We start from the raw sequence: 12,456 nt of genomic DNA on the forward strand, positions 1-12,456 counted from the left end.
TGGGGTCCGCGGGGTCAGGCGTGAGCCGGATTCTGGGAGTTGCGGTTCTGCTGGATCAGCGCCTCGAACTCGGGACGGAAGTGCTTGATCATGGCGCGCACCGGCATCGCCGCCGCGTCGCCCAGGGCGCAGATGGTGCGCCCCTGGATGTTGTCGGCCACCGAATTCAGCAGGTCGAGGTCGGTGGCGCGGCCTTCCTCGTGCTGGATGCGGTCGATCACCCGCCACATCCAGCCGGTGCCTTCGCGGCACGGCGTGCACTGGCCGCACGACTCGTGGGCGTAGAAGTACGACAGCCGCAACAGCGACTCGACCATGCTGCGCGAATCGTCCATCACGATCACCGCGCCCGAGCCGAGCATCGATCCGGCCTTGGCGATGGAGTCGTAGTCCATCGTGCATTCCATCATGATGGCCGCCGGCAGCACAGGCGACGACGATCCACCGGGGATCACGGCCTTCAGCTGGCGCCCCTTGCGTACGCCGCCGGCCAGCTCCAGCAGCTTGGCGAACGGGGTGCCCATGGGCACTTCGTAGTTGCCGGGCTTCTCCACGTCTCCGGACACCGAGAATATCTTGGTGCCGCCGTTGTTGGGCTTGCCGCAGGCCAGGTAGGCAGCACCGCCATGCCGCACGATCCACGGCACCGCGGCGAAGGTCTCGGTGTTGTTGATGGTCGTCGGCTTGCCGTACAGGCCGAAGCTGGCAGGAAACGGCGGCTTGAAGCGGGGCTGGCCCTTCTTGCCTTCGAGCGATTCGAGCAAGGCCGTTTCTTCGCCGCAGATGTACGCGCCGAAGCCGTGGGCCGCATGCAGCTGGAAGCCGAACTTGCTGCCCAGGATCGCGTCGCCCAGATAACCGGCGGCACGCGCTTCTTCCAGCGCTTCCTCGAACCTGTCGTAGGTCTGGAAGATCTCGCCGTGGATGTAGTTGTAGCCGACGGTGATGCCCATCGCGTAGGCGGCGATGATCATGCCTTCGATCACGATGTGCGGGTTGAACATCATGATGTCCCGGTCCTTGCAGGTACCGGGCTCGCCCTCGTCCGAATTGCAGACGAGGTACTTTTGGCCCGGGAACTGCCGGGGCATGAAGCTCCATTTCAGGCCCGTCGGAAAGCCCGCACCACCGCGGCCGCGCAGGCCCGATTCCTTGACCGTGGCGATCACCTGGTCCTGCGTGAGGCCGGCGTTCGGATCGAGCGGCTTGCCTTCGGCATCGGTCTGCACCGGCGCATCGGCCGGCACTTCGAGCTTGCCGAGAATCTTGCGCAGCGCCTGGTAGCCGCCGCGTGCCTCGTAGTCCTTCAGGCGCCAGTTGGTGCCGTCGAGGCCTTCGTAGATCTGCGGATCGATATGGCGGTCGTGGAAGCAGGTCTGCACACCCGTCGCCTGGAACTGGGACAGCACTTGTTGGGCATTCATGTCAGGCTCCTTGCTTCGACGGCTGCTCGGCACGGCGCAGGCCGTCGATCAACTGGTCGAGCTTCTCGTCGCTCATGAAGCTGCACATGGTGCGGTCGTTGACCAGCATCACCGGCGAATCTGCGCAGGCGCCCAGGCATTCGCTCTGCTGCAGCGTGAAGAGGCCGTCCGAGGTGGTCTCGCCCATGGCGATGCCCAGCTTCTTCTCCAGATAGTGCAAGGCCTTCTGGCCATCGCGCAACTGGCAGGGAAGGTTGGTGCAGACGTTGAGCTTGAACCGGCCCGTCGGCTGCTGGTTGTACATGTTGTAGAACGTCGTGACTTCGTGCACGGCGATCTGCGGCATGCCGAGCAGCTCGGCGATGACGACTTCGCTCTCCAGGCTGACCCAGCCCTGCTCCTGCTGGACGATGGCCAGGCAGGCCATGACAGCGGACTGCTTCTGCTCGGCAGGGTACTTGGCGATCTCGCGCGCGAAGCGCGCGTGGGCCGCATCCGACAGCGGCAGGGTCGCGGTGTGGGTGGTGTCCGAGCTCATCGGTCGATCTCCCCGAAAACGATGTCCAGCGTGCCGATGACGGCCACCGCATCGGCGATCATGTGGCCACGGGCCATCTCGTCCATGGCGGCAAGGTGCGCGAAGCCCGGCGCGCGGATCTTCAGGCGGTACGGTTTGTTGGCACCGTCGCTGATCAGGTAGATGCCGAACTCGCCCTTCGGATGCTCGACGGCGGCGTACGCCTCGCCTTCGGGCACGTGGAAGCCTTCGCTGAAGAGCTTGAAATGGTGGATCAGCTCTTCCATGTTGGCCTTCATGGATTCGCGATCGGGTGCCGCCACCTTGTGGTTGTCGGTGATCACCGGCCCCGGGTTCACCCGCAGCCAGTCCACGCACTGCTTGATGATCCTGTTCGACTGGCGCATCTCTTCCATGCGTACCAGATAACGGTCGTAGCAGTCGCCGGTCTTGCCGATCGGGATGTCGAAGTCCATCTTGTCGTAGACGTCGTAGGGCTGCTTCTTGCGCAGGTCCCATGCCACGCCGGAACCGCGCAGCATCGGCCCGGTCAGGCCGAGGTTGAGCGCACGGTCGGCGTCCATCACGCCGATGCCCACCGTCCGCTGCTTCCAGATGCGGTTGTCGGTGAGCAGCGTGTGGTACTCGTCCATGTGGCCGTCGAACCGCTGGGTGAAGTCGTCGATGAAGTCGAGCACCGAACCCTGCCGGTTCTCGTTCATCCGGGCCAGGGCGCGGGCGTTCTTCAGCTTGCTGACGGTGTACTGCGGCATCGCGTCCGGCAGGTCGCGGTAGACGCCACCGGGACGAAAATAGGCCGCGTGCATGCGCGCGCCCGACACCGCTTCGTAAACGTCGAAGAGGTCTTCCCGCTCGCGGAACGCGTAGATCAGGATGGTGGAGCTGCCGCAATCGTTTCCGTGCGAGCCGAGCCACATCAGGTGGTTCAGCAGGCGGGTGATCTCGGAGAACATCACGCGGATGTACTGCGCGCGGATCGGCACTTCCAGGCCCAGCAGCTTCTCGATGGCCAGGCAGTAGGCGTGCTCGTTGCACATCATCGAGACGTAGTCCAGCCGGTCCATGTAGGGCAGAGACTGGATGAAGGTCTTGTGCTCGGCCAGCTTTTCGGTCGCGCGGTGCAGCAGGCCGATATGGGGATCGGCCCGCTGGACGACTTCGCCGTCGAGTTCGAGTACCAGGCGCAGCACGCCGTGCGCTGCAGGATGCTGCGGCCCGAAGTTCAGGGTGTAGTTCTTGATTTCAGCCATGAAATTATCGTCGCCGCGGCTGCTCAGTGCAGCAGGCCGCCGTAATTGTCTTCGCGGATGATGCGCGGCGTGACCACGCGCGGCTCGATCGAGACCGGCTGGTAGACCACGCGCTTCATGTCGGGGTCGTATTTCATCTCGACATGGCCCGACAGCGGGAAGTCCTTGCGGAAGGGATGACCGATGAAGCCGTAGTCGGTCAGGATGCGGCGCAGGTCTTCGTGGCCGTCGAACACGATGCCGAAGAGGTCGAAGGCCTCGCGCTCGAACCAGTTCGCAGCGCTCCAGAGCGGCGTGACCGACGGCACCATCGGCATGTCGTCGTCGGCGCAGAACACCTTCACCCGCACGCGCTGGTTGAGGCTGACCGACAGCAAATGGGTCACGGCCGCATAGCGCGCGCCTTCCCACAGGCCGTCGCGATACTCGGAATAGTCGACACCGCAGAGGTCGATCAGCTGCTCGAAACGGCAGCCCGGAGCGTCGCGCAGCGTCCGCATCGCCGCCAAGTAGTTATCGGCAGACACGATCACGGTCACCTCGCCCAGGCGCACGACGAAGCGCGTCGCCTTGTCGCCCAACGCGGCCGCCAGGACTTCCTGAAGCGCCTCGGGCGAAATCGCCAGCGCCGGGTTGGCGTCGGTCATGGAATGTGCGCTCATACGCGGGCAATCGTGTTGGTGCGGCGCACCTTTTGCTGCAACTGGATGATTCCGTAGATCAGGGCTTCTGCGGTGGGCGGGCAGCCGGGGACGTAGACGTCGACCGGCACGATGCGGTCGCAGCCGCGCACCACAGAATAGCTGTAGTGGTAGTAGCCGCCGCCGTTGGCGCAGGTGCCCATCGACAGCACCCAGCGCGGCTCGGCCATCTGGTCGTACACCTTGCGCAGCGCCGGCGCCATCTTGTTGCACAGCGTGCCGGCCACGATCATCAGGTCGGACTGGCGCGGGCTGGCGCGGAACACCTCAGCGCCGAAGCGGCCGATGTCGTAGCGGGCCGCGGCCGCATGCATCATCTCGACCGCACAGCAGGCCAGGCCGAACGTCATCGGCCACAACGAGCCTGTCTTGGCCCAGTTCACCACCGAGTCGTACGACGTGGTGATGAACCCTTCCTTGAAAACACCTTCGATAGCCATCGTGAACTCCTTGTGCTGGCCGGATCACTCCCAATCCAACGCGCCCTTTTTCCATTCGTAAGCGAAACCGACCACCAGGATGCCGAGGAAGATCACGGCGGCCCAGAACCCGGTCGCACCGATGTCCTTGAGCGCCACGGCCCAGGGAAACAGGAAAGCGATCTCGAGATCGAACAGGATGAAAAGGATGGCGACGAGGTAGTAGCGCACGTCGAACTGCATGCGCGCATCCTCGAACGCTTCGAAACCGCACTCGTAGGGAGAGTTCTTGGCTTCGTCCGGCCGGTTGGGGCCGAGGACGTATCCGAGCACCTGCGGCAGGATGCCGACACTGATGCCGACCAAAATGAACAAGAGGACAGGCAGGTACTGATCGAGGTTCATTTTGGGGATTTGCTTGCCGCTTGCACCTGCCTGGACGCGGGATCCAGGCAGGTTGTGTATGGTGCCGTCGGCGAGACTCGAACTCGCACAGCTTTCGCCACTACCCCCTCAAGATAGCGTGTCTACCAATTTCACCACGACGGCTCTTTCGCGATGTTCGGATGGCATGAGGACCTTGCGGTGGTTGGCTTTCCGAACAGACTGCGATTCTACTCTGTAATCACCCTTTTTTCGCGGGGCGCAGAGTTTTCCATCTGACTCAGGGCTTGGGCGTGGCCGGCGTCGACGGTGCAGGCACCGAGCTGTCGGCCGCCCCCGCTGCGGCCGGCTTGACGGGCGTGTTGCCCGGGATCTGGCCGGCGGGGCCGGTGTCGGCCGGCGGAACAACCACGGGCGACGCGACGCCCGCGCGGTCGAGCACGCTGCCCGAATCCGCCGGACGCAGGTTGCCGAAATAGGCCAGGGCCAGCGTGCAGACGAAGAAGACCGCCGCCAACACCGCGGTGGTGCGCGACAGGAAATTGGCACTGCCGCTGGCGCCGAACAGGCTGCCCGAGCCGCCGCTGCCGAAGGCGGCGCCCATGTCGGCGCCCTTGCCGTGCTGGATGAGGATCAGGCCGATCATGCCGAGGGCCGACAGGATCTGCACGACGAGGACGAGGTTGAAGACGATGTTCATAAAAGACTCCAAATACAGGGTGCGGGCCGCGAATCAGTGCGCGGCGTTGACGATCTTCAGGAAATCCGGGGACTTGAGCGACGCGCCGCCGATCAGGCCGCCGTCGATATCGGGCTGCGAGAGCAGCTCGGCCGCATTGGCGGCGTTCATGCTGCCGCCGTACAGTATCTTGATTCCGGTCGCATCGGCGCAAGCGTTGCGCAGCTGGCTGCGCAGGGCCGCATGCACGGCCTGCGCCTGCCCGGGCGAAGCGGTCTTGCCGGTGCCGATGGCCCAGACCGGTTCGTACGCCAGCACCATGCCGGCCGCGCGATCGCCCAGTGCGTCGAGTGCGGCGGCCAGCTGGCGTTCCACGACCTCGACCGTCCGGTCCGCTTCGCGCTCGGCCAGCGTTTCGCCGACGCAGACGATCGGGACGATGCCCGCATCCAGCGCGGCGACCGCCTTGGCAGCGACGACGGCATCGGTCTCGCCATGGTACTGGCGGCGCTCCGAATGCCCGACGATCGCGAAGCGGACGCCGAAATCGCGCAGCATGCCGGCCGACGTCTCGCCGGTGTAGGCGCCCTGCGCATGGGCCGACACGTCCTGGGAACCAAGGGCGACAGGTATTCCGGCGACCAGACCGCCCACCTGGGCCAGGTACGGCGCGGGCACGCAGACCGCCACGTCGCAGGCCGGCGAACCCAGGCCGGCGGTCAGGTCGGCCAGGAGACGGGCATTGGCCTCCAGGCCGCCGTTCATCTTCCAGTTGCCGACGATGAGCTTCTTTTTCTTTCCGTTCATGGTCTTGTCGGTGCTCACCAGGTGAGGACGATCTTGCCGATGTGCGTGCCGGACTCCATCAGGGTGTGGGCCTCGGCGGCGCGCGTGCCGTCGAAGGTGGCGTGGATCACCGGCTTCACCCGGCCCGATGCCAGCAGCGGCCAGACCCGCTCGCGCAGTTCGCGGGCGACCTCGGCCTTGAAAGAAACCGGCCGGGGCCGGAGCGTCGAGCCGGTGACCGTCAGCCGGCGGCGCAGCAGCAGGCCGGCGTTGAACTCGGCCTTGGTGCCGCCCTGCACCGCGATCACCACGATGCGGCCGTCCTCGGCCAGGCATTCGATCTCACGGGCCACGTAGCTGCCGGCCACCATGTCGAGCACCACGTCGACGCCCTTGCCGTCGGTCAGGCGCCTGGCCTCGGCCGCGAAGTCCTGAGTCTTGTAGTTGATCGCATGGTCGGCGCCCAGCTTCAGGCAGGCGGCGCACTTGGCGTCGTCGCCGGCGGTGACGACGACCGTCGCGCCCATCGCCTTGGCCAGCAGGATCGCGGTCACGCCGATGCCGCTCGTGCCGCCCTGCACCAGCAGGGTTTCGCCCTTCTGCAGGCGGCCGCGCATGAAGACGTTGCTCCATACGGTGAAGAAGGTTTCGGGCAGGGCCGCGGCCTCGACGTCGCTCAGGCCCGCGGGCACCGGCAGGCACTGCGCGACCGGTGCCACCGCGTGGTCGGCATAGCCGCCACCGGCGAGCAGTGCGCAGACGCGGTCGCCCACTATCAGGCCGGCCTCGGCCATCGCGGCGGCATCGCCGCTCTCGACGACGCCTGCCACTTCCAGGCCCGGGATGTCCGACGCGCCGGGCGGCACCGGGTAGTTGCCGGTCCGCTGCAGCACGTCCGGGCGGTTGATACCGCTGGCGGCGACCCGGATCAGCAGTTCGCCGGCGCCGGCCGTGGGCAGCGGCCGCTCGGCCAGCTGCAGCACGTCGGGCGCGCCAAAGGATGTGATCTCGACAACACGCATCGGAAACTCTCGCAAAGAAAATTCGGAGCCATTTCGAGCGCAAGCCGGCGCTGGACGCCGGCTGCACGCTACGAATTCAGGAGCAAAAGACGATCAACCGATCAGCCTTGCGAACCCGGGTTGGCATGGCCCTGCTGCTGTTGCTGCTGCTGGGAGGCGTCGCCGAAGGCACCGCCGTAGCCGCCGGCGGCCGGACGTTCCTGCAGCGCCTTCATCGACAGCTTCACCCGGCCCTTTTCGTCCGTCTCCAGGACCTTGACCTTGACGATCTGGCCTTCGGTGAGGAAGTCGGTGACCTTCTCGACGCGCTGGTGGGCGATCTGGCTGATGTGCAGCAGGCCGTCCTTGCCGGGCAGCAAATTGATCAGTGCGCCGAAGTCGAGGATCTTGACGACCGGGCCTTCGTAGACCCTGCCGATTTCGACTTCCGCGGTGATCTGCTCGATGCGGCGCTTGGCTTCGTCGGCCTTGGCGTTGTCGGTCGAGGCGATGGTGATGGTGCCGTCTTCGTCGATGCTGATCTGCGTGCCGGTTTCCTCGGTCAGCGCACGGATCACCGAGCCGCCCTTGCCGATCACGTCGCGGATCTTCTCCGGATTGATCTTCATGGTGAACAGCTTGGGTGCGAAGTCGGACACCACCGCCTTGGCTTCGCCCATGGCCTTCTGCATCTCGCCCAGGATGTGCAGGCGCGCTTCCTTGGCCTGCGCCAGCGCGACCTGCATGATTTCCTTGGTGATGCCCTGGATCTTGATGTCCATCTGCAGCGCGGTGATGCCGGTGGCCGAGCCCGCGACCTTGAAGTCCATGTCGCCCAGGTGGTCCTCGTCGCCCAGGATGTCGGTCAGCACCGCGAAGCGGCTGGCGTCCTTGATCAGGCCCATGGCGATGCCGGCCACGTGCGTCTTGATCGGCACGCCGGCGTCCATCATCGACAGGCAGCCGCCGCAGACCGACGCCATCGACGAGGAACCGTTCGACTCGGTGATTTCCGACACGACGCGGATCGTGTACGGGAATTCTTCCTTGTTCGGCAGCACCGCGATCAGCGCGCGCTTGGCCAGGCGGCCGTGGCCGACTTCGCGGCGCTTGGTCGATCCCATGCGGCCCACTTCGCCGGTGGCGAAGGGAGGCATGTTGTAGTGGAACAGGAAGCGGTCTTCGTATTCGCCGGCGAGCGCGTCGATGCGCTGCGCGTCGCGCTCGGTGCCCAGCGTGGTGATGACCAGCGCCTGGGTTTCGCCGCGGGTGAACAGGGCCGAGCCGTGGGTACGGGGCAGCACGCTGTTGCGGATCTCGATCGGGCGGACGGTGCGGGTGTCGCGGCCGTCGATGCGCGGCTCGCCGGCCAGGATCTGGCTGCGGACGATCTTGGCTTCGATGTCGAACAGCAGGCCTTCGACCTTGACGCTGTCGACCGACGAGCCGTCGGCCTTCAGGCCTTCGATGACCGATGCGGTGGCTTCGCGCAGGGCCTGGGTGCGGGCCTGCTTGTTGCGCAGCTGATAAGCGGCGCGCAGCTTTTCTTCGGCCAGGGCGGCGACCTTGGCGATCAGCGGCTCGTCCTCGGCGGGCGGCTGCCAGTCCCAGACCGGCTTGCCGGCGTCGCGAACCAGCTCGTGGATCGCGTTGATCGCGATGTTGCCCTGCTCGTGGCCGAAGACGACGGCGCCGAGCATGATCTCTTCGGACAGCTGCTGCGCTTCCGATTCGACCATCAGCACGGCGGCTTCGGTGCCGGCGACGATCAGGTCGAGCTGCGAGTTCTTGCGGGCGGTCTGGCCCGGGTTCAGCACGTATTCGTTGTTGACGTAACCCACGCGGGCCGCGCCGATCGGGCCGGCGAACGGGATGCCCGAGATGGCGAGCGCCGCGCTCACCGCGATCATGGCGGCGATGTCGGCATCGACTTCGGGGTTCAGCGACACGGTGTGGATCACCACGTGCACGTCGTTGAAGAAACCTTCGGGGAACAGCGGGCGGATAGGGCGGTCGATCAGGCGGCTGGTCAGGGTTTCGAGTTCGCTCGGCTTGGCTTCGCGCTTGAAGAAGCTGCCGGGGATCTTGCCGGCGGCGTACGTCTTCTCGATGTAGTCGACGGTCAGCGGGAAGAAGTCCTGGCCGCTCTTGGCGGTCTTGGAGGCGGCCACGGTGGCCAGCACGACGGTGTCGTCGATGTCCACCAGCACGGCGCCGGAGGCCTGGCGTGCGATTTCGCCGGTTTCCATGCGGACGGTGTGTTCGCCCCACTGGAAGGTCTTGGTGACTTTGTTGAAAATGCTCATGCGTATTCCTTTTTGCTCTTCAATCGATAGCAGCTCACGGAGGACCTGCACGGGCCGGAGTGCAATTCAGAACACGATGCCATTCCAGCGAGCCTCGGAGCCAAGGCCCGTTGGAATGACACAGCTTCGCTCTGTGTTGCGAACTCCGGAAGAAAAAAACGCCTGAGCTAGCGTGCTAACCCAGGCGTTTTTTCAATGGTGTGCGCTTACTTGCGCAGACCCAGCTTGGCGATCAGCGCGGTGTAGCGGTCTGCGTCCTTGGCCTTAAGGTAGTCGAGCAGCTTGCGGCGGCGGCTGACCATGCGCAAGAGACCGCGGCGGCCGTGGTGGTCCTTGGCGTGGGTCTTGAAATGGGGGGTGAGTTCGTTGATGCGGGCCGTCAGGATGGCGACTTGCACTTCGGGACTGCCGGTGTCGTTGGCGGCGCGGGCGTTGTCCTTGACGACTTCGGCCTTGATGGAGGATGCGATCATGTTGATTTCCGGTAGATGTTCGACTTGCGAGGTGCGCTGGAACTGCGCGCCACGTGCGCCTTGCCGAATGCAAAGCCGGTCGATTATAACGTGAGCCGCTTTCCGGCCCTTACCCACTCCTTTGCCCCTACCCACGACGATGTACGCCACCGCCCCTCGCCGCGCCTCGGTAACCGCCCTGTCACTCGCACCTACGCTGGCGGCAGCCGCCCTGCTGCTCGGCAGCCTGCTGGCCGCCGCGCCGGCCCACGCGGCCCGCGGACAGGATGCGCAGGCCGATGCGCCACAGCCTTATCGCACCGCCCGACACCGGGTATCGCGGCCGCGCCAGATGCAGGGCGGCTCGGGTGAAACGACGGCCGAGCGGGACCGTCGCCTGAACCGCGAGTGCCGCGGCCTGCCGAATGCCGGCGCCTGCCTGGGCTACGGCCGCTGATCCCCCCTCCCCCCCACGGCCGCGTGCGCCGCCGGGCGGTGCCACGCCGCCCCGCGCGTTGACCCGGTCGATCGCCCGGACCCGGTTGCGAAAAACCGCCGCACCGGTGTCGGCGAAGGCTCCCGACAGGCTCTCGATCATGGCGCTCCGGATGGGGTTGCCGGTGGCCGCCGGCGGTCAAGAGGCCACCCAGGCCTGTGCGGCCGTGCCAAAAAAACCGGGGCACATAACGCTGCGGCGCCTGTTTTCAAGACACCGGAGAGCATATTTTTAGAGCGCAGCTTTCTCTCTTGAAATGCCCCGGCGGGTGCGCAGATTGGCTGTATGCGGCGCTCATCCGTCCGAGGGCCGCGCAGCGTAACCAAGGAGTTTTCCATGTTCTTCGCACCCGTGATCCGCCGCGCTTCCTACGCCACCCCTCCCCGCGCCGTCGACCGCAGCTTCGAGCGCTTCGTCAACGAGGCGCTGCTGGCGCCGCGCCACCAGGCCCGCAACCCCGCCACGCTGGTCGGCCAGGACGATGCCGCATGGGACCTGCAGATCGACGTGCCCGGCCTGGCCCGCGAGCACCTGAGCATCGGCCTGGAAGGCGCCGTGCTGCGCATCGACAGCATCGAAGGCGCCCCGCGTGCCTTCAAGGCGGCCTACGAACTGCCGCAGGAGATCGACGCCGCCGCCAGCCGCGCCAAGCTCGAACACGGCGTGTTGAACCTGCACCTGGCCAAGAAGCAGCCGGTCAGCAACGTCGCCACGCTGGCCATCGACTGAGAAGGTGTGCGAGAACCTGCTGCGCAGTCCGATTGCGCGCCTGCGGTCCTCACCGAACCAAAGTGCGGCGCCGGTCCTCTACGCACGCTCGGGCTCGCTCGCTACGGTTCTTTCATACCTTCTGAGGCGCCGCGCGGCGCCTGTCGTGCAGCAACACAAAAGCCACAGGTGCTTTGAGCAGCGAGGGCGGCTTTTTCTCAGGCCGGGAGCGCATCCGATGTGCGCCCACCCCTTGCGCCTTCTCAAGCGATGTCTATCTGGTCCAGTGGCCAGCGCGGCTTGACGTCGAAGCTGTAGGCGCGGTTGGCGTGCGCGGCGCCCGCCTGCAGCCGCATCGCGGCGGCCATCGCGATCATCGCGCCGTTGTCGGTGCACAGGTGAAGCTCGGGATAGTGCACCCGGATGCCGCGGGCCGCGCACCGGTCGTCCAGCTCGGTCCGGAGCCGGGCGTTGGCACCCACGCCGCCGGCGACCACCACCCGGTCCAGACCGGCCTGCCGCAGCGCCGTCATCGTCTTGCGTACCAGCACGTCGACGATGGCCGCCTGGGTCGATGCGGCCAGGTCGGCCTTGCGTGCCTCCAGGTCGTCGCCCAGCCGCTTGGCCTGGACCAGCACCGCGGTCTTGAGGCCGGCGAAGGAGAAGTCGAGGTCGCCGCTGTGCAGCAGCGGACGCGGCAGCGTGAAGGCTTCCGGATCGCCCTGGGCCGCGAGCCGCGACAGGGCGGGGCCGCCGGGGTAGCCCAGGCCCATCAGCTTGGCGCTCTTGTCGAAGGCCTCGCCGGCGGCGTCGTCGATCGTCTCGCCCAGCATCGCGTAGCGTCCGATGCCGTCGACCCGCATCAGCTGCGTGTGGCCGCCCGACACCAGCAGCGCCACGAAGGGGAACGCGGGCGGGTCGGCGCTCAGGAAGGGCGACAGCAGGTGGCCTTCCAGGTGGTGCACGCCCAGCACTGGCCGGTCGAGCGCGGCGCCCAGCGCGCAGGCCACGCCCGCACCCACCAGCAGCGCGCCGGCCAGGCCGGGGCCGCGGGTGTAGGCCACCACGTCGACCGCGGCCAGGGTGCTGCCGGCCTCGGCCAGCACGGTTTCGGTGAGCGGCAGCACGCGGCGGATGTGGTCGCGGCTGGCCAGCTCGGGCACCACGCCGCCGTAGGCCTGGTGCATCTCGATCTGGCTGTGCAGCGCATGCGCCCGCAGCCGCGGCGGCGCGGCGCCTTCGGTTTCCACCAGGGCCACGCCCGTCTCGTCGCAAGAAGATTCGATACCCAGTACCAGCATCCCAGGAGTGT

Annotated in this window: 14 protein-coding genes and 1 tRNA gene; 2 read left to right on the plus strand and 13 right to left on the minus strand. The window is 66.4% G+C overall.

Going from position 1 to position 12,456, the window contains the following annotated elements; translation table 11 throughout:
- Positions 1-14 precede the first annotated feature (14 nt).
- The 12 genes from nuoF to rpsO form a co-directional block, all read right to left on the minus strand.
- A complete protein-coding gene (gene nuoF / locus DFQ15_RS02020; protein WP_110464360.1) occupies positions 15-1,424 on the minus strand; it encodes an NADH-quinone oxidoreductase subunit NuoF in 1,410 nt (469 codons plus the stop codon).
- Between the two features lies 1 nt (position 1,425).
- Positions 1,426-1,962: an NADH-quinone oxidoreductase subunit NuoE gene (nuoE, locus tag DFQ15_RS02025; protein ID WP_110464361.1), complete on the minus strand. Its 537-nt coding sequence runs from the start codon at positions 1,960-1,962 to the stop codon at positions 1,426-1,428.
- Positions 1,959-3,212, minus strand: a complete 1,254-nt coding sequence (locus DFQ15_RS02030; protein ID WP_110464362.1) for an NADH-quinone oxidoreductase subunit D — start codon at positions 3,210-3,212, stop codon at positions 1,959-1,961. Before DFQ15_RS02030 ends, nuoE begins: the two co-directional genes overlap by 4 nt.
- 23 nt (positions 3,213-3,235) lie before the next feature.
- A complete protein-coding gene (locus tag DFQ15_RS02035; RefSeq protein ID WP_110464363.1) occupies positions 3,236-3,859 on the minus strand; it encodes an NADH-quinone oxidoreductase subunit C in 624 nt (207 codons plus the stop codon).
- An 11-nt stretch (positions 3,860-3,870) separates the two neighbouring features.
- Entirely contained in the window at positions 3,871-4,353 is a 483-nt protein-coding gene (locus DFQ15_RS02040) for a NuoB/complex I 20 kDa subunit family protein (protein ID WP_055833201.1), read from the minus strand.
- A 24-nt stretch (positions 4,354-4,377) separates the two neighbouring features.
- A complete protein-coding gene (locus DFQ15_RS02045) occupies positions 4,378-4,737 on the minus strand; it encodes an NADH-quinone oxidoreductase subunit A (protein WP_110464364.1) in 360 nt (119 codons plus the stop codon).
- 59 nt (positions 4,738-4,796) lie between these two features.
- Positions 4,797-4,881 (minus strand) — tRNA-Leu (locus tag DFQ15_RS02050).
- Positions 4,882-4,996: 115 nt separating this feature from the next.
- Positions 4,997-5,416: a preprotein translocase subunit SecG gene (gene secG, locus DFQ15_RS02055; protein WP_110464365.1), complete on the minus strand. Its 420-nt coding sequence runs from the start codon at positions 5,414-5,416 to the stop codon at positions 4,997-4,999.
- A gap of 33 nt (positions 5,417-5,449) precedes the next feature.
- Entirely contained in the window at positions 5,450-6,202 is a 753-nt protein-coding gene (gene tpiA / locus DFQ15_RS02060; RefSeq protein ID WP_110464527.1) for a triose-phosphate isomerase, read from the minus strand.
- 14 nt (positions 6,203-6,216) lie between these two features.
- Positions 6,217-7,203 carry an NAD(P)H-quinone oxidoreductase gene (locus tag DFQ15_RS02065; RefSeq protein WP_110464366.1) on the minus strand — a complete coding sequence of 329 codons (987 nt, stop codon included), beginning with the start codon at positions 7,201-7,203 and terminating at the stop codon, positions 6,217-6,219.
- A 101-nt stretch (positions 7,204-7,304) separates the two neighbouring features.
- A complete protein-coding gene (pnp, locus tag DFQ15_RS02070) occupies positions 7,305-9,488 on the minus strand; it encodes a polyribonucleotide nucleotidyltransferase (RefSeq protein WP_110464367.1) in 2,184 nt (727 codons plus the stop codon).
- A gap of 206 nt (positions 9,489-9,694) precedes the next feature.
- Positions 9,695-9,961, minus strand: a complete 267-nt coding sequence (gene rpsO / locus DFQ15_RS02075; RefSeq protein ID WP_055833217.1) for a 30S ribosomal protein S15 — start codon at positions 9,959-9,961, stop codon at positions 9,695-9,697.
- Between the two features lie 139 nt (positions 9,962-10,100).
- Between rpsO and DFQ15_RS02080 the strand changes: the two genes are divergently transcribed.
- Positions 10,101-10,397 carry a hypothetical protein gene (locus DFQ15_RS02080; protein ID WP_199399796.1) on the plus strand — a complete coding sequence of 99 codons (297 nt, stop codon included), beginning with the start codon at positions 10,101-10,103 and terminating at the stop codon, positions 10,395-10,397.
- A gap of 375 nt (positions 10,398-10,772) precedes the next feature.
- Positions 10,773-11,165, plus strand: coding sequence for an Hsp20/alpha crystallin family protein (locus DFQ15_RS02085; protein ID WP_110464368.1), 393 nt, complete (start codon positions 10,773-10,775; stop codon positions 11,163-11,165).
- Positions 11,166-11,407: 242 nt separating this feature from the next.
- Here the strand turns inward: DFQ15_RS02085 and tsaD are convergent, their stop codons facing one another.
- On the minus strand, positions 11,408-12,445 hold the full coding sequence (gene tsaD, locus DFQ15_RS02090; protein ID WP_110464369.1) for a tRNA (adenosine(37)-N6)-threonylcarbamoyltransferase complex transferase subunit TsaD: 1,038 nt from the start codon (positions 12,443-12,445) through the stop codon (positions 11,408-11,410).
- Positions 12,446-12,456: the final 11 nt, after the last annotated feature.

Source organism: Xylophilus ampelinus (genome assembly GCF_003217575.1).
Lineage (GTDB): Bacteria > Pseudomonadota > Gammaproteobacteria > Burkholderiales > Burkholderiaceae_C > Xylophilus > Xylophilus ampelinus.